Source organism: Campylobacter peloridis LMG 23910 (genome assembly GCF_000816785.1).
Taxonomy (GTDB): domain Bacteria; phylum Campylobacterota; class Campylobacteria; order Campylobacterales; family Campylobacteraceae; genus Campylobacter_D; species Campylobacter_D peloridis.
Map to the genome: position 1 here is coordinate 175475 of NZ_CP007766.1, position 24666 is coordinate 200140.

Annotated in this window: 30 protein-coding genes; 23 read left to right on the top strand and 7 right to left on the bottom strand. The window is 28.5% G+C overall.

The window, feature by feature from the left end; genetic code table 11:
• The 18 genes from CPEL_RS00960 to recO all read left to right on the top strand — a co-directional run bounded on the left by CPEL_RS00960 (nucleotide 1) and on the right by recO (nucleotide 13871).
• Nucleotides 1-510 carry a F0F1 ATP synthase subunit B gene (locus CPEL_RS00960; RefSeq protein ID WP_044598219.1) on the top strand — a complete coding sequence of 170 codons (510 nt, stop codon included), beginning with the start codon at nucleotides 1-3 and terminating at the stop codon, nucleotides 508-510.
• Nucleotides 510-1031 (top strand): F0F1 ATP synthase subunit delta, encoded by a 522-nt coding sequence (locus CPEL_RS00965; protein WP_044598220.1) that lies wholly within the window; start codon nucleotides 510-512, stop codon nucleotides 1029-1031. The genes CPEL_RS00960 and CPEL_RS00965 overlap by 1 nt, the downstream gene beginning before the upstream one ends.
• Nucleotides 1032-1040: 9 nt before the next feature.
• A complete protein-coding gene (atpA, locus tag CPEL_RS00970; protein ID WP_044598221.1) occupies nucleotides 1041-2546 on the top strand; it encodes a F0F1 ATP synthase subunit alpha in 1506 nt (501 codons plus the stop codon).
• A 10-nt stretch (nucleotides 2547-2556) separates the two neighbouring features.
• Nucleotides 2557-3441 (top strand): ATP synthase F1 subunit gamma, encoded by an 885-nt coding sequence (atpG, locus tag CPEL_RS00975; protein ID WP_044598222.1) that lies wholly within the window; start codon nucleotides 2557-2559, stop codon nucleotides 3439-3441.
• Between the two features lie 14 nt (nucleotides 3442-3455).
• The gene (gene atpD, locus CPEL_RS00980) at nucleotides 3456-4910 is read left to right on the top strand and encodes a F0F1 ATP synthase subunit beta (RefSeq protein WP_044598223.1); all 1455 of its coding nucleotides are present in this window, start codon (nucleotides 3456-3458) and stop codon (nucleotides 4908-4910) included.
• Between the two features lie 3 nt (nucleotides 4911-4913).
• Nucleotides 4914-5306, top strand: a complete 393-nt coding sequence (atpC, locus tag CPEL_RS00985; RefSeq protein WP_044598224.1) for an ATP synthase F1 subunit epsilon — start codon at nucleotides 4914-4916, stop codon at nucleotides 5304-5306.
• A complete protein-coding gene (locus CPEL_RS00990) occupies nucleotides 5306-5866 on the top strand; it encodes a MotA/TolQ/ExbB proton channel family protein (RefSeq protein ID WP_044598225.1) in 561 nt (186 codons plus the stop codon). Before atpC ends, CPEL_RS00990 begins: the two co-directional genes overlap by 1 nt.
• A 4-nt stretch (nucleotides 5867-5870) precedes the next feature.
• Nucleotides 5871-6257 carry an ExbD/TolR family protein gene (locus CPEL_RS00995; RefSeq protein WP_044598226.1) on the top strand — a complete coding sequence of 129 codons (387 nt, stop codon included), beginning with the start codon at nucleotides 5871-5873 and terminating at the stop codon, nucleotides 6255-6257.
• Nucleotides 6258-6262: 5 nt separating this feature from the next.
• Nucleotides 6263-7042, top strand: a complete 780-nt coding sequence (locus CPEL_RS01000) for a Tol-Pal system subunit TolA (RefSeq protein ID WP_049984551.1) — start codon at nucleotides 6263-6265, stop codon at nucleotides 7040-7042.
• Nucleotides 7039-8238, top strand: a complete 1200-nt coding sequence (tolB, locus tag CPEL_RS01005; RefSeq protein WP_044598227.1) for a Tol-Pal system protein TolB — start codon at nucleotides 7039-7041, stop codon at nucleotides 8236-8238. The genes CPEL_RS01000 and tolB overlap by 4 nt, the downstream gene beginning before the upstream one ends.
• 67 nt (nucleotides 8239-8305) lie before the next feature.
• Nucleotides 8306-8791 carry a peptidoglycan-associated lipoprotein Pal gene (gene pal / locus CPEL_RS01010; RefSeq protein WP_044598228.1) on the top strand — a complete coding sequence of 162 codons (486 nt, stop codon included), beginning with the start codon at nucleotides 8306-8308 and terminating at the stop codon, nucleotides 8789-8791.
• Nucleotides 8792-8793: 2 nt separating this feature from the next.
• The gene (locus CPEL_RS01015) at nucleotides 8794-9795 is read left to right on the top strand and encodes a Tol-Pal system protein YbgF (protein ID WP_044598229.1); all 1002 of its coding nucleotides are present in this window, start codon (nucleotides 8794-8796) and stop codon (nucleotides 9793-9795) included.
• A gap of 13 nt (nucleotides 9796-9808) precedes the next feature.
• Nucleotides 9809-10393, top strand: a complete 585-nt coding sequence (locus CPEL_RS01020; RefSeq protein WP_044598230.1) for an FKBP-type peptidyl-prolyl cis-trans isomerase — start codon at nucleotides 9809-9811, stop codon at nucleotides 10391-10393.
• Complete coding sequence (gene fabD, locus CPEL_RS01025; protein ID WP_044599467.1) at nucleotides 10393-11313, top strand: ACP S-malonyltransferase; 921 nt, start codon at nucleotides 10393-10395, stop codon at nucleotides 11311-11313. Before CPEL_RS01020 ends, fabD begins: the two co-directional genes overlap by 1 nt.
• On the top strand, nucleotides 11310-11996 hold the full coding sequence (locus tag CPEL_RS01030; protein ID WP_044598231.1) for a 5'-methylthioadenosine / S-adenosylhomocysteine nucleosidase / 6-amino-6-deoxyfutalosine hydrolase: 687 nt from the start codon (nucleotides 11310-11312) through the stop codon (nucleotides 11994-11996). The genes fabD and CPEL_RS01030 overlap by 4 nt, the downstream gene beginning before the upstream one ends.
• Nucleotides 11993-12736 carry a PP-loop family protein gene (locus CPEL_RS01035; RefSeq protein ID WP_044598232.1) on the top strand — a complete coding sequence of 248 codons (744 nt, stop codon included), beginning with the start codon at nucleotides 11993-11995 and terminating at the stop codon, nucleotides 12734-12736. The genes CPEL_RS01030 and CPEL_RS01035 overlap by 4 nt, the downstream gene beginning before the upstream one ends.
• 8 nt (nucleotides 12737-12744) lie before the next feature.
• On the top strand, nucleotides 12745-13257 hold the full coding sequence (locus CPEL_RS01040; protein WP_044598233.1) for a pyrazinamidase / nicotinamidase: 513 nt from the start codon (nucleotides 12745-12747) through the stop codon (nucleotides 13255-13257).
• Complete coding sequence (gene recO, locus CPEL_RS01045; RefSeq protein ID WP_044598234.1) at nucleotides 13257-13871, top strand: recombination protein RecO; 615 nt, start codon at nucleotides 13257-13259, stop codon at nucleotides 13869-13871. The genes CPEL_RS01040 and recO overlap by 1 nt, the downstream gene beginning before the upstream one ends.
• Here recO and CPEL_RS01050 read toward each other — a convergent pair.
• The 7 genes from CPEL_RS01050 to bamA all read right to left on the bottom strand — a co-directional run bounded on the left by CPEL_RS01050 (nucleotide 13855) and on the right by bamA (nucleotide 20075).
• Complete coding sequence (locus CPEL_RS01050; RefSeq protein ID WP_044598235.1) at nucleotides 13855-14175, bottom strand: hypothetical protein; 321 nt, start codon at nucleotides 14173-14175, stop codon at nucleotides 13855-13857. The genes recO and CPEL_RS01050 overlap by 17 nt on opposite strands.
• Nucleotides 14176-14236: 61 nt before the next feature.
• On the bottom strand, nucleotides 14237-15163 hold the full coding sequence (locus CPEL_RS01055; RefSeq protein WP_044598236.1) for a tRNA dihydrouridine synthase: 927 nt from the start codon (nucleotides 15161-15163) through the stop codon (nucleotides 14237-14239).
• On the bottom strand, nucleotides 15160-16143 hold the full coding sequence (locus CPEL_RS01060) for a hypothetical protein (protein WP_044598237.1): 984 nt from the start codon (nucleotides 16141-16143) through the stop codon (nucleotides 15160-15162). Before CPEL_RS01060 ends, CPEL_RS01055 begins: the two co-directional genes overlap by 4 nt.
• Nucleotides 16140-16496, bottom strand: a complete 357-nt coding sequence (gene dksA, locus CPEL_RS01065) for an RNA polymerase-binding protein DksA (RefSeq protein ID WP_044598238.1) — start codon at nucleotides 16494-16496, stop codon at nucleotides 16140-16142. Before dksA ends, CPEL_RS01060 begins: the two co-directional genes overlap by 4 nt.
• Before the next feature lie 12 nt (nucleotides 16497-16508).
• Nucleotides 16509-16964: a 23S rRNA (pseudouridine(1915)-N(3))-methyltransferase RlmH gene (locus tag CPEL_RS01070; protein WP_044598239.1), complete on the bottom strand. Its 456-nt coding sequence runs from the start codon at nucleotides 16962-16964 to the stop codon at nucleotides 16509-16511.
• 2 nt (nucleotides 16965-16966) lie between these two features.
• Complete coding sequence (accD, locus tag CPEL_RS01075) at nucleotides 16967-17809, bottom strand: acetyl-CoA carboxylase, carboxyltransferase subunit beta (protein WP_044598240.1); 843 nt, start codon at nucleotides 17807-17809, stop codon at nucleotides 16967-16969.
• 49 nt (nucleotides 17810-17858) lie between these two features.
• Nucleotides 17859-20075 (bottom strand): outer membrane protein assembly factor BamA, encoded by a 2217-nt coding sequence (gene bamA, locus CPEL_RS01080; RefSeq protein WP_044598241.1) that lies wholly within the window; start codon nucleotides 20073-20075, stop codon nucleotides 17859-17861.
• A gap of 78 nt (nucleotides 20076-20153) precedes the next feature.
• Between bamA and CPEL_RS01085 the strand changes: the two genes are divergently transcribed.
• The 5 genes from CPEL_RS01085 to thrB all read left to right on the top strand — a co-directional run bounded on the left by CPEL_RS01085 (nucleotide 20154) and on the right by thrB (nucleotide 24666).
• On the top strand, nucleotides 20154-20981 hold the full coding sequence (locus CPEL_RS01085; RefSeq protein ID WP_044598242.1) for a chorismate mutase / prephenate dehydrogenase: 828 nt from the start codon (nucleotides 20154-20156) through the stop codon (nucleotides 20979-20981).
• 81 nt (nucleotides 20982-21062) lie between these two features.
• Nucleotides 21063-22442: a peptidoglycan metallopeptidase Pgp6 gene (gene pgp6, locus CPEL_RS01090; protein WP_044598243.1), complete on the top strand. Its 1380-nt coding sequence runs from the start codon at nucleotides 21063-21065 to the stop codon at nucleotides 22440-22442.
• Between the two features lie 2 nt (nucleotides 22443-22444).
• A complete protein-coding gene (lpxC, locus tag CPEL_RS01095; protein WP_044598244.1) occupies nucleotides 22445-23329 on the top strand; it encodes a UDP-3-O-acyl-N-acetylglucosamine deacetylase in 885 nt (294 codons plus the stop codon).
• A gap of 41 nt (nucleotides 23330-23370) precedes the next feature.
• A complete protein-coding gene (locus tag CPEL_RS01100) occupies nucleotides 23371-23778 on the top strand; it encodes a glycoprotease (RefSeq protein WP_044599468.1) in 408 nt (135 codons plus the stop codon).
• Between the two features lie 9 nt (nucleotides 23779-23787).
• The gene (gene thrB / locus CPEL_RS01105) at nucleotides 23788-24666 is read left to right on the top strand and encodes a homoserine kinase (protein WP_044598245.1); all 879 of its coding nucleotides are present in this window, start codon (nucleotides 23788-23790) and stop codon (nucleotides 24664-24666) included.

Here is a 24666-nt window from a genome sequence, read left to right on the forward strand (position 1 = left end):
ATGTTAAAAAAAGTTATATTTTTGATTTTTCCATTTTATGCTTTTGCAGCGGGAAATGGAAGTGGAGAATATGATATAATACCAAGAGCTGTGAATTTCGTATTATTTGCTGCAATTTTGTATTATTTTTTGGCAACTCCTTTGAAAGAATTTTATAACAACAGAATTCAAAAAATTTCATCAAAAATAAATGAAATTCAAGAAAAGCTTATAGCTAGTAAAAATCATAAATTGGCAATGATGAAAAAATTAGATCTTGCCAAACAAGATTCTATTAATGCAATAGCATTTGCAAAAAAAGAAGCAGAGATAATTACAGATAAAATAGCTACAGAAACTCAAATGGAAATTAAAGCACTAGAAAAGTCTTATGAAGAACATAAAGAATATGAAATGCGTAGAATGGAAAAAGAAGTTGTAAAAGCTGTATTAGATGAAATATTCGAAGATAAAAATTTACAATTAGAACAAAAAGAAATACTAAATATCATGATGAAAAAGGTATCTTAATGAGTAGTGTAATAGCTAAAACATATGCTAAAGCTATATTAGATAGAAAAGATTTTGATGAGTTTTATTCTCAGTTAAATCAACTAAGTTTGGCTTTTGGGTTGGAAAAATTTCTTAATATCTTAAATTCTTATGATATTAAGCAAGATGAGAAATTAGATTTTTTACTTTCTTTAACTGATAATCCTAGTGATGCTTTTAAAAATTTTATTGCTTTGCTTGTTAGCAATCATAGAGAGGGTTTAATACCAGAGCTTACTAAAGAGTTAGGCGAACAAAAAGCACTAAAAGAAAATACTTTTTTAGGTCAAATTTATTCTAAAGAACAACTAAGTGATGATGAAATTAAAACAATAGAAGAAAAATTAAGTCAAAGATTTAATGCAAATATTAAGTTAGATAGTAAAATAAGTGATAATGATAGTGTTAGAATTAGCTTAGACGGCTTAGGTTATGAAATTTCTTTTTCAATGCAAAGCTTAAAAGCTAAAATGAATGATTATATATTAAAAGCAATTTAAGGAGATTTAATGAAATTTAAAGCAGATGAAATTAGTTCTATTATAAAAGAAAGAATTGAAAAATTTGACTTTAATTTAGAAATTGAAGAGACAGGTAAGATTATTTCTGTTGCAGATGGTGTTGCTAAGGTTTATGGACTTAAAAATGCCATGGCTGGCGAGATGGTTGAATTTGAAAACGGCGAAAAAGGTATGGTTCTTAATCTTGAAGAATCAAGCGTTGGTATAGTTATATTAGGAAAGGGATTAGGACTTAAAGAAGGAAGTTCAGTAAAAAGACTTAAAAAGCTTTTAAAAGTTCCAGTTGGTGATGCTTTAATTGGGCGTGTTGTTAATGCTTTGGGTGAGCCAATTGATGCTAAGGGTGTTATTGAAGCAAGTGAATATCGCTTTGTTGAAGAAAAAGCTAAAGGTATAATGGCTAGAAAAAGCGTTCATGAACCTTTACATACAGGTATAAAAGCAATTGATGCTTTGGTGCCAATTGGTAGAGGACAAAGAGAGCTTATCATAGGTGATAGACAAACAGGAAAAACAACAGTAGCAATAGATACAATCATTAGTCAAAAAGGCAAAGATGTTATATGTATTTATGTTGCTATAGGACAAAAGCAAAGCACGGTAGCACAAGTAGTAAAAAAACTTGAAGAATATGGTGCAATGGAATATAGTATAGTAGTAAATGCGGGTGCGTCAGATCCTGCTGCATTGCAATATCTTGCTCCATATGCTGGTGTGACTATGGGTGAGTATTTTAGAGATAATTCAAGACATGCGTTAATAGTTTATGATGATTTGAGTAAGCATGCGGTTGCATACCGTGAAATGTCTTTGATTTTACGCCGTCCTCCAGGTCGTGAAGCTTACCCAGGAGATGTATTTTATTTACATTCAAGATTACTTGAAAGAGCAAGTAAGTTAAGTGATGAACTAGGTGCAGGAAGTTTAACAGCATTACCTATTATCGAAACTCAAGCGGGTGATGTTTCAGCTTATATCCCAACCAATGTTATATCAATTACAGATGGTCAAATTTTCTTAGAAACAGATTTATTTAATTCAGGTATTCGTCCTGCAATTAATGTTGGTTTATCTGTTTCAAGGGTTGGTGGTGCAGCTCAAATAAAAGCTACTAAACAAGTTTCAGGGACATTAAGACTTGATTTAGCTCAGTATAGAGAATTACAAGCTTTTGCACAATTTGCTAGTGATTTAGATGAGGCTAGTAGAAAACAGCTAGAGCGCGGACAAAGAATGGTAGAGGTTTTAAAACAAGCTCCATATTCTCCACTTTCAGCAGAAAATCAGGTGGTAATGATTTATGCAGGAACTAAAGGATATTTAGATGATGTGGCGGTTGCAAAAATTAATGAATTTGAAGCAGCGTTATATCCATTTATAGAAGCTAAATATCCAGAAATTTTTGAGCAAATTAGAACTAAAAAAGCTTTAGATAAAGATTTAGAAGAGAAATTAGCTAAAGCATTAAGTGAGTTTAAAGCAAACCATATATAAGGTTTAATTGATGTCTAATTTAAAAGAAATAAAAAGAAAAATTAAAAGTGTTCATAACACTCAAAAAACAACTAATGCAATGAAACTTGTTTCAACTGCAAAATTAAGAAAAGCAGAAGAAGCAGCTAAAAAGTCGAAAATTTTTGCTCAAAAAATTGATGAAGTTTTGTCTGAAATTTCATTTAAAATTAATCAATATGAAGGGCTTGAAGATAAATTTCCATTTTTTAGGAAGAAAGAAAATATCGAAAAAATGGATATTATCTTCGTAACTGCTGATAAAGGTCTTTGTGGTGGTTTTAATATAAAAACTATTAAAGCGGTTAATGAAATGCTTGAAGAGTGTAAGGCAAAAAAAATCAAAGTTAGGCTTAGAGCTATTGGTAAAACAGGCATAGAATATTTTAATTTTCAAAATATTGAAATTTTAGAAAAATATTTAGATACAAGTTCTAGTCCAGATTATGATAAAGCTTGTTCTATTATCAAAAACGCTGTTGATGATTTTATAGCTGAGCTGACTGACAAAGTTGTTATTATACATAATGGTTATAAAAATATGATTTCACAAGAAATTTGTATAAATGAATTATTACCTGTTCAAGCTATTGCAAGTAAGCAAGAGCAAGAATCTCAGTCATTGTTGGATTTAGAACCTGAGGATGAAGAGATTTTAAATGATTTGTTAAAAACTTATTTTGAATATAATATGTATTTTTCATTGGTTGATTCTTTGGCAGCTGAACATAGTGCTAGAATGCAAGCAATGGATAATGCAACTAATAATGCAAAAGCAAGAGTTAAAGAGTTAAATTTAGCTTATAATAAAGCTAGACAAGAATCTATTACAACCGAATTGATAGAAATTATCAGCGGTGTTGAGTCAATGAAATAATTTTAGGAGTGATGATGCAAGGTTTTATTTCTCAAGTTTTAGGACCAGTTGTTGATGTAGAATTTAAAGAATATCTACCACAAATTAATGAAGCTATTATAGTTAATTATGAATTGGAAGGAAAGCAGTGTAAATTAGTGCTTGAAGTTGCAGCGCATTTGGGTGATAATAAAGTAAGAACCATTGCTATGGATATGACTGATGGTTTGGTTAGAGGTTTAGCAGCACAAGCTACAGGTAATCCAATTAGTGTTCCAGTTGGAGAAAAAGTTCTTGGAAGAATTTTCAATGTAACAGGTGATTTGATTGATGAAGGTGAAGAAATCGCTTTTGATAAACATTGGTCAATCCATAGAGATCCACCTCCATTTGAAGAACAAAGTACAAAAAGTGAAATTTTTGAAACAGGTATTAAAGTAGTTGATTTATTAGCACCTTATGCAAAAGGTGGTAAAGTAGGTCTTTTTGGTGGTGCAGGTGTTGGAAAAACCGTTATTATTATGGAGTTAATCCACAATGTTGCATTTAAACATAGTGGATATTCAGTTTTTGCCGGCGTTGGTGAAAGAACGCGTGAAGGAAACGATCTTTATAATGAAATGAAAGAAAGTAATGTTTTAGATAAAGTTGCTTTATGTTATGGACAAATGAATGAACCACCAGGAGCTAGAAATCGTATAGCTTTAACAGGTCTTACTATGGCTGAGTATTTTAGAGATGAAATGGGACTTGATGTTTTGATGTTTATTGATAATATCTTTAGATTCTCTCAATCAGGATCAGAAATGTCAGCACTCTTAGGTAGAATTCCATCAGCTGTTGGTTATCAGCCAACTTTAGCTAGCGAAATGGGTAAATTCCAAGAAAGAATTACTTCTACTAAAAAAGGTTCTATTACTTCAGTTCAAGCTGTATATGTGCCAGCAGATGACTTAACAGACCCAGCTCCAGCAACTGTTTTTGCACATTTAGATGCAACCACTGTTTTAAATAGATCAATTGCTGAAAAAGGTATTTATCCAGCTGTTGATCCACTTGATTCTACTTCAAGAATGCTTGATCCTCAAATTATAGGTGAAGAGCATTATAAAGTTGCGCGTGGAGTTCAATCAGTGCTTCAAAAATATAAAGATTTGCAAGATATCATAGCAATTTTAGGTATGGATGAATTAAGTGAAGAGGATAAATTAATAGTTGAAAGAGCTAGAAAGATAGAAAAATTCTTATCTCAACCATTCTTCGTTGCTGAAGTTTTCACAGGAAGTCCAGGTAAATATATAAGTTTAGAAGATACAATAGCAGGTTTTAAAGGAATTTTAGAAGGAAAATATGATCATTTGCCAGAGAATGCATTCTATATGGTAGGTGGAATTGATGAAGTTATAGCAAAAGCTGAAACCTTAAAAGAAGTTAGTAGAAAAGATGTTTGCTTAGATAATTGCAAAGTGGATAAAGCAAAAAAAGGTTAATTTATGCAAGATCTAATATCTTTAGAAATTATCACACCTCTTGGTATGATTTACCAAGGGAATGTGAAATTGGTTGTTTTACCAGGAAGTGAAGGAGAATTTGGAGTTTTAAAAGGTCATGCTTCTTTGATATCTTCTTTGAAAACAGGAATTATAGATATAGAAAAAGAAGATTCGTCTCATGAGCTAATTGCTGTTGATTCAGGACATGTTAAAGTTTCTGAAACAAAAGTAAGTGTTCTTGCTAAAGGAGCTGTTTGGGTTGGCGGTAATAGCGATAGTGAGATTGCTCAAAAACTAGAAGAGGCAAAAGAGCTAATTAAATCTATGAGTAGTGATAATGCAGTTTTAGCATCTACTTTTGCTAAATTAGATAATAATGCGAGGCAAAGATAGTGGATTTTCAAGCAATTTTTCACTTTTTTGAAAATACAAGTTTAATAACCTATATAGTTTTATTTTGGCTTTCTGTGTATTTTATATTAAGTTTTAGTATTTTGTTTTCAAGATTAATGTTGATTAATCAATGGATTAAAAATGAAAGCCAAGCTCTTGAAGCTTTAACAAGAGGTCAAAACGATTTAAGTCAAAGTTCTTCAGTTTTAAAAAAATGCGTAGAAATAGATGAAACAAAAATGAATATTTATAAAAATTCAGTAGAGAAAAAAGCTACTATAGGACTTACTTGGCTTAGTATTATAGCTTCTACATCACCTTTTATTGGGCTTTTTGGAACGGTTATTTCTATACTTGAAACTTTTGGAGGGCTTGGCACACAAAATTCTTTGAGTATTATAGCACCTAAAATTAGTGAAGCTTTGGTTGCTACAGCTTGTGGTATTTTGGTTGCAATACCAGCTTATAGTTTTCATCTTATCATCAAAAGAAAAGCATATGAGTTGATTAATATATTAGATAATGAGATTAAATTGTTAATTAGTTCTACAAAGGAGTAATTTTATGTTTTTAAATGAAAAGCCAGAGTTAAATATTACTCCTTTGGTTGATATAATGCTTGTTTTACTTGCGATTTTAATGGTAACAGCACCAAGTATAACTTACGAAGAAAAAGTTCAACTTCCACAAGGCTCGCAAAGTGATTCTAGTGCTCCTAAACTAAAAAGCTTAATTATAACCATTAATGCTAAAAAAGAAATTTTTATTGGGAAAGATAAATTTGATTTTTTAAGCTTTGCAGATAATATGGCTGCATTAAAGAATCAATACAACAAAGAAGAAGTGGTATTTATAAGAGCAGATAAAAATCTAAAATATGATGATGTGATATCTGTATTAAGAACGATGAAGCATATTGGCTTTCAAAAAGTAGCTTTACAAACTGAGTAAAATTAATGGAAGAAAATTCTATAAACAATCTTAAAGCGTTTATTTATTCTGTTTTAATTTATTTTTTCGTAATTTTAATTGTTTTTTTTAAAGTGATTCAATATAAACCTCAAGCCATAGAATACACAGATGATCCAAATAGTTTTATAAATATTGAGTTAGGAGATAATATAAATAAAAATTATTTTGATAATACCCAGCAGTTGCAAAAAGATTCCTTACAAGATCTTTTTAAAGATAATCTTTTACAAAAATACACAACTAACAAAAATATTAAAACGCAGGATATTGACCAAAAATCTAGTCAATTTGATGAGTTGTTTGGAAAAATAGATGATTATCAAGAAGAAAAAACCACTAAAGTTCAATCATCAATGCCTTCGCAAAAGCCTATATTTACACAAAGAGAAAAAATCAATAATTTTTCTCAGCAATTAAATGAAAATTTACAATTTAATCAAGAATTAGGGCAATCTTTAATGGAGCAAAAAATTGGTGTTTATGATCAATTTTTAGGCTCAGTTAGAAAGTATCTTGAAGATAGATGGAGAATTTATAATCCTAGTGGAAATTTGAGTATTGAGGTAGAATTTATAGTAGATAATAATGGATATTTTTATTTGCTTAATTATACAAAGTCTTATAATGATAATTTTAATAAAAAAGTAGAAGAATTTTTACAAAATTTAGAAGGTAAATACATAACTTTACCTCCAAATGGTAAAATAAGACAAATTAAAATGCAACTTAGTGATGTTGTTGAATTTAAAACGGAGAAACAATGAAAAAAATTTTAGTATTTTTATTTTTTTGTTCGATTTTATTTGGACAGGATGCGACTATTTCAGTTACTAACAAAGGTATGCAGCTTCCTAAAATTTTTATTAAGGATCAAAGTAAGATCAACGACTTAGATCTAAAAAAAAGCTTTTACAATATGATTGTAAATGATATCAAGGTTAGTGCTAATTTCGAATTAGTTAAAGATGAGGAACAAGGTGATTATATTTTTTCTTATGTATTAAATAAAAATGGTAAGCTTTTAGATATTGATGTTGAAATTTTAGCTGCAAATGAAACAAAAACTAGATTTTATGAACAGATTCTTTCGGTTGAAGAATATCCATTTTTAGCTCATAAAAGTGTAGCACAAATGAATAAAAAATTAGGTTTTGCACCGGTTGATTGGATGGATCATAAAATTTTAATTGCCCGCACTCAAGGTAGCAAACAAAGTGATATTTTACTAGCTGATTATACTTTAACTTATCAAAAAGTATTAATCTCTAAAGGTTTGAATTTATTTCCAAAATGGGCAAATAAAGAACAAGATGCATTTTATTTTACAGCATATAATGAAGAAATTCCAACACTATATAGATACAATATGAAAAATAAAAATATTACAAAAATTATTGCAAGTAAAGGTATGATGGTTGCTTCAGATGTGAGTGATGATGGTAATAAAATTTTACTTACAATGGCACCAAAAGATCAACCAGATGTTTATGAATACGATTTATCAACTAAAAATTTAAAACAAATAACAAATTATTCTGGTATAGATGTTAATGGTAATTTTGTAGATAATGATAAAAAAGTCGTTTTTGTTTCAGATCGTTTAGGCTATCCAAATATTTTTATGCAAAATTTAGATAATAATCTTACAGAACAAGTGGTATTTCATGGTAAAAATAATTCATCAGTCTCAACATATAAACATTACATAGTTTATTCTAGTAGAGAGCCAAATCAAAGTGGTGTTTTTAATCTTTATCTTATGTCTACCCAAAGTGATTATATAAGACAATTGAGTGCAAATGGAAAAAATCTTTTTCCAAGATTTTCTAGTGATGGAGAAAGTATAGTATTTATTAAATACTTGGGTTCTCAAAGTGCTTTGGGTGTTATTAGAATTAATGCAAATAAAGCGTTTCATTATGGTTTAAAAGTTGGTAAAATTCAATCAATTGACTGGTAAAATATAAAAATAACATTTTTTTTGTTATAATTAAAATATAATTTTTAAATAAAAAAAGGGGAAATCAATGAAAAAAATTATTTTTGCTTCAATTACTGCTTTTGCTGTTATTGTAAGTGGATGTGCTACAAAAAATACTAGCGTTAGCAGTTCAAGTAGTGTAGATGGTTCAAAAGGTAGTGGCGGTGTAGATAGCTATGAAAATATTAATTCTTTAAATTCTATTTCAAATGTATATTTTGATTTTGACAAATTTAACATTAGAAATGATATGCAAAAAGTAGTTGCTGATAATGCTTCTGTTTTTAATAAAGATGCAGCAAATGCTTCGATAGTAGTTGAAGGAAACTGCGATGAGTGGGGAACTGATGAATATAATCAAGCTTTAGGTTTAAAAAGAGCTAAAGCTGTAAAAGAAGCTTTAGTAGCTCAAGGTGTTAATGCAGATAGAATTAGTGTAAAAAGCTATGGAGAAACCAATCCTGTTTGTACAGAAAGAACTAAAGCTTGCGATGCGCAAAATAGACGCGCTGAATTTAAATTAGCAAAATAAGTATGAAATTTAGTAAAATATTATTAGTAGCTCTAACAATTGGAGCTACTTTTTTATATGCTGAAATCTCAGCATTTGATGCAGGTAAGGTTGATGCAAAAACACCATATGGATTAACACAAAATGAAAAATTACAATATGAAAATCAAGAGCGCTTAAAAGCATTAAACGAATATTATACTAATTTAACAAGCAAAATTAACACCGCAGTTGAAAATATCGAAGGTTTGCAAAGTGTAACAGAAGGTTTAAATGCGCAGTATTCTAAAGCAAATACAAAACTACTTGCTTTGGAGGATAATTATCAAAATTTAGATACAAATGTCACGCAAGAAATTCAGAATCTAAGATCTTATGTAGAAGAAAATAGAAAAATTCAAGAAAAAAATTACCAAGAAATTCAAAAAGTATTAGGTGAAATTACTATTTTACTTGATAAAATTAATACTGATTATATATCCAAAGAAGATATGAATCAAAGTATTGTTTTTTTTCAATCTGAAATAAGTAGATTAGAAAAACAACAAAATATACCAAAAAATAATGTTATTATCAATGATAATAATACTACAAAGTTAGATAATCAAGAATTAAACACAACAAAAGAAAATGATGAAATTGTAGAAAAAAAAGATGATAGTTGGAAAAAACTACAATCTAATGAAATTTTGAAAAAAGCGATTGAAGAAACTAATAAAAATCAATTTGATGATGCCAAAGAAAAATTTGAGTATTTAATTAGTATTCATTATAAGCCAGCAAGATCTACTTTTTGGCTTGGCGAAATAAGATATAAACAGCAAGATTATGCTGGTGCATTAGGCTTTTATAAAAAAAGTTCTGCTATAAGCACAAAGGGTGATTATGTTCCAAAATTGCTTTATCATACAGCAATTAGTCTAGATAAAGTGGGCGATCCTAAAAGTGCTAATAAATTTTATAAAGCACTAAAAACTGCTTATCCAGATAGCCCAGAAGCGAAAGTTTCACCAGATAGAAAATAATAAAGGAGTTAAAATGGCTATAGATAAAAATAGTGTTGTTTCTATGTTTTATGAGTTAAAAGATGCAAATACCAATGAAGTTTTAGAGTCTAACATTTATGCTGAACCTATATCTTTTATACTAGGAAAAGGACAAATTTTAGAAGGTTTAGAAGAAGAGATTCAAAAGCTTGATGCACCTTGTAATGCTGATGTTGTGATTAAAAAAGAAAAGGCATTAGGTGAATATGATGAAAATGCTATTCAAACTTTACCAAAAGAGCAATTTGCTGGTATAGATTTAAAAGTTGGTATGGAGCTTTTTGGTGAAGGTGAAGATGGTAGCACTGTTAGAGTTATAGTTAAAGAAATAGGTGAAAATGATGTTACCATTGACTATAATCACGCTTATGCAGGAAGGGATTTATTATTTTCTTTAAACATAGTAGATGTAAGAGAAGCAAGTGAAGATGAGATTTTAACAGGTATTATAGCAGGAAGTAAGAGTTGTGGTTGTGGCGGTGGAGGGCACCATCATGATCACGGACACGGCGGTGGTTGCTGTGGAGGTGGCGGACACGGACACGGCGGCGGATGTTGCGGAGGACACCATCATTGATAAATAGTGCTTTTATATTTCCTGGTCAAGGCTCACAAAGCTTTGGTATGGGATTTGATTTTTATCAAAATTCTATTAAAGCTAAAGAATTGTTAGATAATGCTAGTGATTTTTGTAAAATAGATTTTAAAAATTTACTTTTTAAAGAAAATGATGATCTAAATAAAAGTGAATTCACTCAAATGGCAATAGTTTTAAATTCTTTAATGGCTTATGAGGTATTTTGTGAAAATGCTAATTTATCTCAAAAATATGCTTTAGGCCATTCTTTAGGTGAATTTAGCGCTTTAGCTGTTCAAGGTGCTTTTGATTTTTTAGATGTTATTGCTTTAGTTAACAAACGTGGCAAATTTATGCAAGATGATTGTTCTAAAATAGAAGCTGGTATGATGGTAGTTTTGGGACTTAGTGACGATATAGTAGAGAATTTGTGCAAACAAGCTCAAAATGAAAATAAAAAAATCTATGCAGCAAATTATAATTGTGATGGACAAATTGTAGTAGCTGGATTGAAAAATGATTTGCTATCTTATGAAAATAAATTTAAAGAAGCTGGTGCGAAAAGAGCTATGCTTTTAAATATGAGTGTAGCAAGTCATTGTCCTTTATTAAAGGATGCATCTTTAAAATTAAGCAATGAATTAAAAAACATTTTAAAAGATAATTTTAACTTAGTTATTTCTAATGTCAATGCATCACCATATGATAATAAAGATAAAGCATTAGTTCTTTTAAGCGAGCAATTAATAAAGCCAGTTTTATATAAACAAAGTATAAAAAATATAGATGAAGAAGTGAGCTTTTATATAGAATTTGGAGCAAATGTTTTAAAAGGTTTAAATAAAAAAATATCACAAAAACCAACTTATTCTTTAACAAATATGAATGATTTAGATGAAATTTTAAAGGTTATAAGATGAAAATAGCTATTTTAGGTGCAATGAGTGAAGAGATCACGCCTTTACTTGAGATTTTAAAAGATTATGAAAAAATAGAATATGCAAACAATACTTATTATTTAGCTAAATATAAAAATCATGATTTAATACTTGCATATTCTAAAATAGGAAAGGTTAATTCTACTCTTAGTGCAAGCATTATGATAGAAAAATTTAAAGCTGAAATTTTACTTTTCACAGGAGTTGCTGGAGCTTTTAATCCGAGCTTAGAAATAGGTGATTTATTATATGCTACAAAATTAGTTCAATACGATCTTGATATAACAGCTTTTGGTCATCCATTAGGTTATGTTCCTGGTAATGAAATTTTTATTAAAACCGATGAAAGACTTAATAATATTGCTTTAGAAGTTGCAAAAGAATTAAATATAAAAATTCAATCAGGTATTATAGCTACAGGAGATGAATTTATTTGTGATGATGCTAAAAAATCTAAAATAAGAGAAATTTTTAATGCTGATGCTTGTGAGATGGAAGGAGCAAGTGTAGCTTTAGTTTGTGATGCTTTGAAAATTCCTTGTTTTATATTAAGAGCTATGAGTGATAAAGCTGGCACTAAAGCTGAATTTGATTTTGATGAATTTGTAGAAAAATCGGCAAAAATTTCAGCTAATTTCGTATTAAAAATGTGCGATAAAATATGATTAATCTTAGTAAAAAATTAATAAGAGAAGTTGCAAAAGCAAATGCTAAATATTCTTTAATACAAGATAAAGATAAGGTTTTGTTAGGGCTTAGTGGAGGTAAAGACTCATTAGCTTTAGCTCACCTTTTAAATCGTATGCAAGCTCATGCACCTTTTAAATTTAAGCTTAAAGCTATTACTCTAAGTTATGGAATGGGAGAAGATTATACAAATCTTTCAAATCATTGTAAAGAGCATGGTATAGATCATGAGGTGCTTGATTCAAATATTTATGAAATTTCAGAAGATACTATAAGAAAAAATTCAAGTTTTTGTAGTTATTTTTCAAGAATGAGAAGAGGAGCTTTATATACTTATGCTTTAGAAAATGGTTATAATAAATTAGCAATAGCTCATCATTTAGATGATGCTGTTGAGAGTTTTTTTATGAATTTTATTTATAATGGCTCTTTAAGAACTTTAGCTCCAAAATACAAAAGCAAAAGAGGCATAGAAGTTATTAGACCTTTAATTTTTGTAAGAGAAAGACAGCTTAGAGAAAATGCTATTAATAATAATTTAGAAGTTATAGGAAATGAATTTTGTCCTGGAATGAAACTTAGTCAAAGAAATATAAAATTTCCTCATGCTAGAGAAGAAGCAAAGCAATTATTAGCAAATTTAGAAAAAGAAAATCCAAAATTATTTACTAGTTTAAAGACAGCATTTTCTAATATACATACAAATACTTTTTTTTAGGGTTTTGTGTGAAAAAACTTTTGATAGTTGTTGATTATCAAAATGATTTTATTGATGGTAGTTTAGGCTTTAAAAAAGCTTTTGATATAAAGGAAAATATTCTTAATATTTTAAAAGATCATAAAGGTGATATTGTTTTTACTTTTGATACTCACGATAAAAATTATTTAAAAACTCAAGAAGGTAAAAATCTTCCTATTTGTCATTGTATAAAAAATACTTTAGGCTGGGAAATGCCAAGTGCTTTTGATGAATATTTAAAAAAAGCTAAAAAAATTTTTTATAAAGATACTTTTGGTAGTTTAGAACTTGCAAATTTTTTAAAAGATAGCGATTATAAAGAAATACATTTTTGTGGTCTTGTTTCGCATATTTGTGTATTTTTTAATATTATTTTAGCTTTTAGTGCAAAACCAAATTCTAATATTATTTTACATTCTAATGCTAGTGCTAGTTTTGATGCAAATTTAGAAAAAAAAGCTTATGAACTTCTGCAATCTTTTGGGGTTATTATTGTTTAATGCAAGGTTTTATTTTACATACTCAAAGCGTTAAGGATGAGGATTTAATTGTATATATACTCAGTTTAAAAAAAGTTATCAAAGCTTATAGATTTTATGGAATGAGGCACTCTAGTATTTTAAGTGGATATAAAATAGATTTTGAATTAGAAGATAGCTCAAGGTTTTTACCACGCTTAAAAGATGTTTTACACATCGGATTTCCTTGGATTTTAGATAGAGAAAAAATGCTTTATTGGCAAGAATTTATAAGGCTTTTTTATAAACACTTAAAAGAGGTTGAAAATTTAGAGAGTTTTTATTTTGAGCTTTTGGATGATTGTATAAAGCGTTTTCAAAAACAAGATTGCAAAAGAGTGATTGTTGATGCGTATTTAAAACTTTTGATTTTTGAAGGACGCTTGCATAAAGAATTCGTTTGTTTTGCTTGTGATGAAAAAATTACTCAAGATTTGGTTTTATTAAGAGCCTTTTTACCTGCTCATAAAAAATGTGCCGTTGGTTATGAATTTAATGAAAAAGAGCTTTCAAATTTTTATGAAAAACAAAATTCATCGCATTTTAGCGATGAATATATTGAAAAACTATATAGAATCATCAAAGAGGGTTTTTAAGCGTAATATCATACATAGTAATAGCCTCTTGTCTTAGCTTTGCAATAATATTTGCTGTATCAATATAGGTATTTTTGATAATAGCTTCCTTGCTATTTTCAATATCTTTAAACAAATTTCTAAGCTGTTTTTGAGAATTTTGCAAATGAATGTTGATTGATTTTGGTTGTTCTTGTTGCAAAATTTCTTCAAAATTTAATTGCTGTTTGTTGAGTTTTGAAGCATGTGCTGCTAGATTATTAGCACTTGTTCTAATACCACCTAATGCGTTGTGAATTCCTTTTGAATTGATATGAGCTGCCATTAACCTTCCTTGTTTTATGGTATCTCTTCATTCATATTGCTTGCTTTTTAACAAGCAAAAATCATTCCTTATTGAAAAAATCTTGGATATAATTTCGCATTATATTAGCATCATTTATACGATTGACTTGATCTCTAAAATTTGAAGCATCATCATAGCCTTTAGAATATTCGTGTAAGTGTTTTCTAAAAATACTTACACCTTGTTCTTTATAATGTTTTAGCATTTCTTCAAAGTGTGTAAAAATAATTTTATTTTTCATGGCCTTGTCAATTTTTTTACCATGTTTAATTTCATAAAATATCCAAGGTTTTCCTATACTAGCACGCCCTATCATTAATGCATCGCATTGAGTTATTTTAAATACTTCATTAGCATTTTTAGCATTTATATCCCCATTTGCAACTAAAGGAATTTTTATACTTTCTTTAGCTAAAGCTATGGCTTCATAATCTGCATTACCACTATACATTTGTTTTCTTGTTCGTCCATGCATGCTAATAAAATCTACTCCAGCATTTTCACATGCCTTTGCTATGCAAATAGGATCTTTTTTGTCATATCCTAATCTTACTTTAACACTAGTTAATTTTTTATTACTTGTTTTTTTAATGCATTCTAAAATTCGTTGTAATTTGCTAAGATCTTGAAGTAATGCACTTCCTGCACATTGCTTAATAACTTTATTTACAGGACATCCGCAGTTAAAATCAATTCCATCGATAAAATCAAACTGATTGAGAATTTCCACTGCTTTTTTTATAATGTTTTCATCAGAACCAGCAATTTGAACTATATAAGGGGTTTCAAGTTCAGCCTTTTGTATCATTTTTAGAGTTTTTGTGCTTTCATACACTAAAGCATTGGAGCTTATCATCTCACTAATTGTAACATCAGCTCCAAATTGCTTAACTAAATTTCTTAATGGTAAATCAGAAAATCCTGCCATAGGCGCTAAAAATAAAGGTTTTTTGCTAAAATCTATCATTGTATAAATTTTTCAAGCTCTATTTTTTTTCCATGCTCTCTTAAGAATAAAACAAGCCTAAAATCTTTATATTGTTGTTGATCATTCCCAAGTTCGTTTATTAGTTCATCATACATTCCAAATTCAGCTAATACATAAAAATAAGCTTTTAATGCTTGAGTTTGATGTTCTTTTAATTTTTTAAATAATGCAATTAAAATTTGTGGTTCAAATTTCTTACAAAGTATTTTTGCACTTGTTAAGAATGATTTTTCATCTAAGTTATTCATGCTTAACAAAACTTCTATTTCCGCATGATTTAATTCTAAAGTTTCATTTTGAAATCTTTCTAGTAATAATAAAACATCCTCTTGTTTCTTTTCTATTTTTAAAGTTTTAATTTGGCTATATGGTGCATTTTTTAATACTTGCATATAAGCATATTTTTCTAATTTGTTTGATAAATTTTCTTTGTTTTTAATATAAGCATAAGCATAGTCGCTATCTTTTTGAAAATGGTTTTTTTCATTTAGAATAAAAAAATCATTATCTTGCTCTAATTTGATTTTTTTAAGATCAACAAAATTGCCATCTTGTAATTGCTGAAAAATATCTATTATATTATCTATTTTTGGATTTTGAATTTTTTCACGAAAATAAAGAGCTTGTGTATTTTTAGCTATATCTTGGAATTCTTGAGTTTTAAATTTAATTTTGCTATTTTTTTTTAAAAATATATCAATAATAAAATTTTCATAGTTTTTACTATCTTTAATAAAATTTTTATATTGTAAATGTTTTAAAAATCCATAAAAACTCATATGCAATAAAGCTAAAATCATTAAAACAAATGCAGGTAAAATAATCCAAATGCTAATTGGCAAAGTTAATTCAAAAGTAGAAATCACAAAAGAGTAATTTCCTAAATTTAGATTATAAACCAAAGCAGCTATAATTAAAAGATAAATTATGCTTGCAAAGAAAAATAATTTTATCTTCATAATTCTCTCCTTTTTTCTAAATTTTCACGACAATTAATGCAATATTTTGCATGTGGTTTTACTTTTAATCTTTCAGGATGGATATATTCTTCACAGGATTCACATACTCCATATATGTTTTGTTCTATTTTATTTAAAGATATTCTAATTTCTTCTAGTTCTATTTTTAAATTTTCATTAATAGTAAAATCAATATGTGAGCTGTTATCAATTTGCTGCAAATCGACTTCATCGCTTGGTTGGCTATCGTGTAGATTGTGAATATTATCGATATTGCCTTGAAGTTGTTTTAAAATTTCTTTTTGTCTTTGAGTGAGAATATTTTTAAATTCTTCAAGATTTAACTCTTGCATAAATGCTCCTAATTATTTGTGATATGGATGGTTATTATTAATACAAAATGCACGATAAATTTGCTCTAAAATCATAGTTTTTACAAATTTATGCGCTAAAGTCATTTTGCTAAGCGCTATAGAACAATGCATTTGTGTGATAAATTCTTTTTCAAAACCATAAGCTCCGCCTATGAAAAAAGAAATTTCATTTTTATCTTGTAATAATTTGGCAAATTCTATACTTGTTAATTGTTTGCCTTTTTCATCTAATGCTATGCAAAATCCTTTTTTGTGTGGGTTTAAAGCTGTAGAATAAGCTTTTTTCGCCTCTTGTGCATTAGTATTTTGTGCTAATGCTATTTTATTGTTAAAAATACATATATCATTTAAAATACTAAAGTTTTTTATGAGTTTAATATAATACTCATTGATTTTGTTAAATTCATCATTATTATTTTTTTGTATGCTTAAAAGATTAATTTGCATTTTTAATTTTTAGAAAAAAATCTCAAAAAATCAGCGATGAATTTTTTATGTTCACTTCTTTCAACTATAGCATCAATCAATCCATGTTCTAATAAAAATTCTGCTCTTTGAAAGCCTTCTGGTAAATCCGCACCTATAGTTTGTTTTATCACCCTAGCTCCTGCAAATCCCACTAAAGCACCAGGCTCAGCGATAATGATATCTCCAAGCCATGCAAAAGAAGCACTTACTCCACCCATAGTAGGATCAGTAAGAACTGAAATATAAGGTAATTTTTCTTCCGCTAATAATTTTAACGCAGCACTTGTTTTGCTCATTTGCATTAAAGAGTAAGTGCTCTCTTGCATTCTAGCTCCACCGCTAGCACTCACAATAACCACAGGAGTTTTTTTCTCTATAGCTCTTTCAATGGCTCTAAGAATTTTTTCACCTTCTACAGATCCTAAACTTCCGCCCATAAATGAAAAATCAAATACGACAAGCTGAGTTTTAATTCCATCTATGGTGCATTCTCCGCTTATTATGGCACTTTTTCTACCCGTTTTTTCTTCATTTTCTGCCAGTCTTTTTTTATAAGATTTGCTATCAACAAATTTAAGAGGATCGATAGCATGTAAATTTTTATCTATTTCTACAAATGAACCTTCATCGCTTAGTAATTCTATACGCTTTAAGGGAGTTAATCTCATATGAAAATTACATTTAGGACAAACATTATAACAAGTTTCTATTTCTTTATAATACATTAACGCATGGCAAGAATTACATTTTATCCAATGATTAGGAGCTTCATTTGGAGTTGCTTGTTTGCGTCTTATACTAGAAAAAATATCTAAAAAATTCATATTACTACCTAAAATAAAATTTTAAAATTATAGCAAGATTTTATTTTTTTTAAAATCTTGCACCTAGCATGAATTCAAATTTGCTTAAATCATCTGTTGAGTTGGTGTTAAATGGTTTAGCAAAAACTAAATTTAAAGCCCCAAGAGGAGTGAGCCATTCAAAACCTATACCTGTGCTCCATCTTTGAATTTGACTTAAAGAGTTTTCTCCTATAGCACCATAGTCAAAAAATACACTTCCTCTTAGTTTAATCCTATCAAAGATTGGAAAGCTTAGTTCTACTGAGTTAGCAAAGGCTATGGTTCCACCTGTTTCATCACCCCATTCATTTTTTGGGCTAACGCTTCTTCTATCAAATCCTCTAATACTTCCTATACCACCAAGATATAATTTTTCATTAATTGGCAAGTAACCTTCATCCCATACTTTATAAAAACTTGCTTTATAACGATAAATTAAATCCCAACCTATAAAATCTTCTAAACCTTGGTAATAGTTAAATTTAGTTGTAGAGCTAATGAATTCTTGATCCCCGCCTAATCCTGCGTATTCAAGTGAAGTTGAAGCTATAAAACCAGAACGCGGCAGATAATAATCATCAGTATTGTTAAATACTATCGATGGGGTAATAGAACTTTTATAGCTTTTTCCAAGCTTATATCCTTGAGCGATTAAACGATCACTTAGATGATAAATATCACTTTGCTCTAGATTGTAAGTTACATCAACATTTGTATATCTTCCTAAAGATTTTCCAATACTTATGTCAAAACCATAATTTCTTTCATCATAACTATCCCATTCTAAGCGATCTGAATATAAAGATCCTCCAAGAGAGTAGTCGCTATCATTTAATCTTGGATTTCTTAGTGTAATTCTTCCAGAAAGCGTATCATCACCTTTGTCTATGCTTACACTACCTTTCATACCAGAGCCAAGGATATTTGCATCTGATAAAGATGCACTGAGTAAAATTCCATCACTAGTCCCATAGCCTATACCGCCAGATATAGCACCAGTTGATGCTTCTTTAACTTCAACAACTAAATCAATATGAGTATCATCAACTCTTTGTTCTTTTATATCTACATTTTCAAAATAAGCAGTTCTTCTTAAAGCATTTCTTGAATCAACTAAATCTGTTCTATTGTAAAGATTTCCTTCGGTTAAATAAAGCTCTCTACGAACAACCCTATCTACTGTTTTAGTGTTACCTGAAATGATAACATTTCTTATATAAACCTTTTCATTTGGTATTACTTTGAAAATAATCTCTGCTTCATGATTTGTCTTATCTTTTTGTATATCTGGTATAACTTCAACAAATGCATAACCCAAATCTGCTGTTTTAGTTTCTATTGTTTTAATATCTTCTCTAAGTTTTTCTATATTGACATTTTTACCTATGCTTAGTTTAAGATTTTTTGCTAATTCTTCGTTTTCTTCTTCACTGAAAATTGGATTAAAGATTTTAATATTTTTTACTTTATAAATTTCACCTTCATTAATAAAATAAGTTAAATCTGCTTGATAAGTATCTGTATAAGTTTTTAAAAAAGCAGGAGAAACACTTACATCTAGATATCCTTTCTTTAAATATACATCAGAAATTCTTGAACTATCTCCTGCTAAATCAAAAATTTTAAGTTTTCCATCGTTAAATCCCCACATCCATCCTAAAAATTCTCTTTGCTTATTGGCTACTGCAGGTTCTATATCTGAATAACTTAATTTTTTTGCTCCGCTTAGGTGAACTTTTTCTATTATGATATTTTCTCCACGATTTACTATAAAAGTTAATTTTAAAGAGTTTGAATTGCTAAGTTTTTCGTTTTTTACTTCCACAACCGTGTCATAAAATCCTTTAGCTTGATAAAAAAGTTTTATTTTATTGCTAGCATCTTTAACTGAATTTTCATCATATAAAATTCCTGGTTTTAGTCCTACTAGGGTTTCAATTTGTTTTCTATCATTACTTGCTATACCTTGAATATCCACTTTTCCTATAGAGGGTTTTTCGATAACTTTGAAAATCACAACCCCATTTTTTTCTTCTACTACTATATCTTTAAAATAATTTCTACTAAATAAATTTTTAATAGCATTGTCAATACTTGCTTTATCGATTTTTTGTCCAATTTTTAAGTTAGAAATAGCAATTGCGCTTTCTTTGGAAAGCTGTGATAAACCTTCAAATTTAATATCTTTAATTGTTGCAGCACATAAAGAACTTGATAGTGCAAAAAAAACGAACCATTTTTTCATAAGTTTTACCTAAAATTTTATATACAAAGTCGTTATAATACCAAAATATTTTTAATCAATAGTTTTTAAGGAAAAAATATGAAAGTAGGTATAGTTGGACTTGGCTTAATGGGAGGTTCTTTAGGGCTTAGTTTAAGAGAAAATAAACTTATTGACATAGTTTGTGGATATGATATTAATAAAAAATTTGAGCAAATTGCATTAGAAAAAAATTTGGTTGATAAAATAGTAGATTTTGAAAAAATTAAACTTTGCGATGTAATTTTTTTAGCTATACCTGTTAATGCCATTGTAAATATTTTAAAAGATTTAGAGAATGTTTCACAAAAAAATACCATCATTGAACTTGGTAGCACTAAAGAAGAAATTTCAAAAACCTTAACACCTAATTTAAAAAAGCATTTTATAGCAGCACATCCTATGGCAGGAACTGAAAATAGCGGTCCAAATGCTGCTGTGAAAGATTTATATAAAAATGCAGTTTGTGTGCTTTGTGATAGTGAACAAGCAAGCCATATACATCAAAAAAGAGCTATTGAAATTTTTTCTGACTTGGGTATGAAAATTGTTTTTATGGATAGTGTTTCTCATGATCATCACACGGCTATTATTTCTCATTTACCTCATGTAATTAGTTTTTCTTTAGCTAATTTTGTTATGAAAGAAGAAAATAAAAAAAATATAGCTCATCTTGGAGGGCCTTCATTTAAAGATATGTGTAGGATTGCTAAGTCTAATCCAAAAATGTGGAGTGGAATTTTTCAACAGAATAAACAAAATTTATTAGATTGTATTGAGCTTTTTCAAAAAGAATTAAAAGAATGTAAAAAAATGATAGAAAAAAGTGATATTAATGAGTTAGAATCTTGGATAAAAGATGCAAATAAATTAAGAGAAATTTTATAATCTTAAAGCGAATTTACTCTTAATTTGCTATAGCATAATATATTTTTATTTAATAATTTTTTAGATATTGGAAGTGAAATCATGGTTTTTGCACGCAAAAAATCAAATAAAAAATGGCTATTTATAATTTTAGCAATTATAATAATAGGAATTCTTTTATTATTTAATACCAAAATGTTTGAGTCAAAACCTCCTGTGATACAAACAAAATCTGATACTATCTATAGCAATTTAGTTGATCCTATAGCTATTGAAATAAATGATGATAGTGCTTTAAAAGATGTTAAAGTTAGCTTATTTAAAGATAAGGAATTAAACGCTCAAGTTCTTGTAAATGAGCAAATTAAAGGAAAACAAAAAAATATTCATTTTGATCTTAAGCTACCAAAACCAGCTTATAAAGAAAATATAAATTCATACAAGCTCGTTATAGAAGCAAGTGATAGTAGTTTTTGGAATTTCTTTTTAGGAAATAAGGCTGTTAAAGAAGTTAAGGTTATTATCGATACAAATAAGCCTTTTGTTGAAATTTTAGATAATTCTTATCAAATTGAACAAGGTGGTGTAGGTAGTGTTGTATTTAAGGCAAATGATGAAAATTTACAGGAAGTATATATATTAAATGATAAAGAAAAGAAATTTAAGGCAATTCCTTTTGTAAAGCAAGGTTATTATGCGGCATTAATACCATGGGATGCTAAAGATGAGCATTTTAGAGCCTATGTTGTTGCAGTGGATAAAGCAGGAAATATCAACAAACAAAGAATTAGATATTATTTTGCAAATAAAAAATATCGTGTATCTAATATAAAAGTTAGTGATAGATTTTTAGATGGTAAAATACAAAATTTAGCACAGCAGTATGCCCCAAAAGATAGAGAATTAAGTAGATTGGAGAAATTTAAATTTGTAAATGAAGATTTAAGGGCGTCTAATGAGGTTTTAATCCATGATATAACAAGTAAAGTTCCTGATACTATGGTAAATGATTTTAAGATTAATCTTTTTATTCCTTTAAAGAATGGAAAAAAAGTTGCTGATTTTGCTGATCATAGATTTTATTCTTATAATAATCAACCATTTAGCAGTTCTTATCATATGGGACTTGATATAGCTAGTATAAAAGAAGCTCCTATTATAAGTAATAATGATGGAGAAGTGGTTTTTGTGCAAGAAAATGGAATTTATGGTTTAAATATTATTATTTATCATGGTTTTGGTATTTATACTCTTTATGGACATTGTACTAATGTAGAAGTGAGCGTTGGAGATAGGGTTAGGGCAGGTGATGTTATAGGAACTACTGGAACTACTGGATTAGCACTTGGTGATCATGTGCATTTTGGAGTTTTGGTTCAAGGTGTTGAGGTGCGTCCTGAGCAATGGCAAGATGCAAAATGGATTAAAGATAATATTTATAGCGTTTTAAATGCAAGTAAAAAAAGAATTTTAAGTGAATAAACATGAATCAAACAACGATAGCAAAAGAAGTTAAAGGCATAGGTATAGGATTACATAAAGGTGAGCCAATTAGTATAAAATTAGAACCTTTAGAAGCAGGCAGTGGTATAGTATTTTATAGAAGTGATTTGGGAATTTCTTATGAAGCTAAACCTGAAAATGTGATTGATACTAAAATGGCAACGGTGATAGGTGATCACAGAGGCTATGTTTCCACAATAGAGCATTTAATGAGTGCTATTAATGCTTATGGTATAGATAATGTGCGTATAGTATTAGATGCCAACGAAGCTCCTGTGATGGATGGTAGTAGTATAGGTTTTTGCATGATGCTTGATGAAGCAGGTATAAAAGAACTAGATGAAGCTAAGAAAATTTTAATTATTAAAAAAACAATTGAAGTTAAAGAAGATAATAAATTTGTGCGTTTAAGTCCTACGGATATGCCTATTATAAATTATACTATTGAATTTGATAATCCTATTATTGGAAAACAAAATTATTGTTTTGAATTTAGTAAAGAAAATTATATAAACGAAATAGCAAGAGCTAGAACTTTTGGATTTTTAAAAGATGTAAAGGCTTTAAGGGCTATGAATTTAGGACTTGGTGGAAGTTTAGAAAATGCAGTTGTAATTGATGATAACCGCATTTTAAATCCTGAAGGTTTGCGTTTTAAAGATGAATTTGTGCGTCATAAAATTTTAGATGCTATTGGGGATTTAACCTTGCTTGGGTTTAGAGTTTTTGGTGATTATACTTCTTATGCAGGTTCGCATAAACTTAATCATCTACTGACTAAAGAGCTTTTAAAAGATTCTAGTGCTTATGAAATAGTAAGTTTGGAAAAAAATACACATAAAATTTATGAAAAGGTATTTGCATAAAAAAGGTTGTTTTGCTCTTAAATGCCATAGCAAAACCTTTAATGCTTGGTATTTACGAGAATGAGAGATTATTAGAAATAATTGAAAGTGATTTAAAAATAAGCGAGGTTTTGCCAAAAATTTTAAAAGATCTTCTTTTAAAATATGAATTAAAAGAGCTTATTTATGTGCATGGACCAGGTTCTTATATGGGTATAAAAATTTCTTATGTTTCTTTGCAAACTTTGGCTATTATAAAAAATATTCCTTTAAGAGCAGTTAGTGCTTTTGAATTAAATAACAACACACCTATAAGAGCAAATAAACACTTATGTTTTGTAAAGAATCAAAACGATGAAATTATATTAGAAAAAACACAAGCAGGAAATTTTTTTATGCCCCAAAGTTTAAAAGATTTAAATTTGAGTAAAGAAAATACACCTTTTTATGTTTTAGATGCGGTTAATTAAAGGTAAAAGATGAAAATTTTAGTTCCAGCAACTAGTGCAAATTTGGGTCCAGGATTTGATTGTTTGGGTTTGAGTTTAAAGTATTTTAATCAAACCATAGTAGAAAAATCAAATTTTTTTAGTATTAGTGTGCATGGAGAAGGTGAGAATAATATTTATCTTAAAAAAAACAATACTTTTGTAAATATTTTTTATGAAATATATCAAAGACTTAGTGGTAAAAAAGATAATTTTCGTTTTGTTTTTCAAAATAATATTCCTTTATCAAGAGGTATGGGAAGTTCATCGGCTGTTATAGTAGCAGCCATTGCTTGTGCGTATGAATTAAGTGGTTTTAAAGTAGAAAAAAATACTATTTTAAATGAAGCATTAAAATATGAAAATCATCCTGATAATATAGCTCCAGCAACTCTTGGTGGATTTGTATGTGCTTTAACTCATAATGATAAAGTATTGGCTATAAAAAAAGAAATTGATAAAAATTTACAAGCAATTATTACTATACCTAATATGCCAATGAATACCCAAAAATCAAGATCGGTTTTAGCAAAAAAAATTAGCCTAGAAGATGGAGTTTTTAATCTTTGTCACGCTTCGTTTTTAACTGCTTGTTTTTTAGAAAAAAAATATGATTTATTAAAATATGCAAGCTTAGATAAACTTCATCAAAATCAAAGAATGAATCTTTTACCTGAACTTTTTGAAGTCCAAAAAATTTCTTTGGATAACAATGCTATCATGAGTACACTTTCAGGTTCAGGTTCGAGTTTTTTTACTTTAGCTTATAAAGATGATGCTAAAAAAATTAAAGAAAAACTTAAAAATAAATTTATTAAATTTAGAATAAAGCTTTTAGAATTTGATGATGAAGGTTTTAAAATTTGCTAA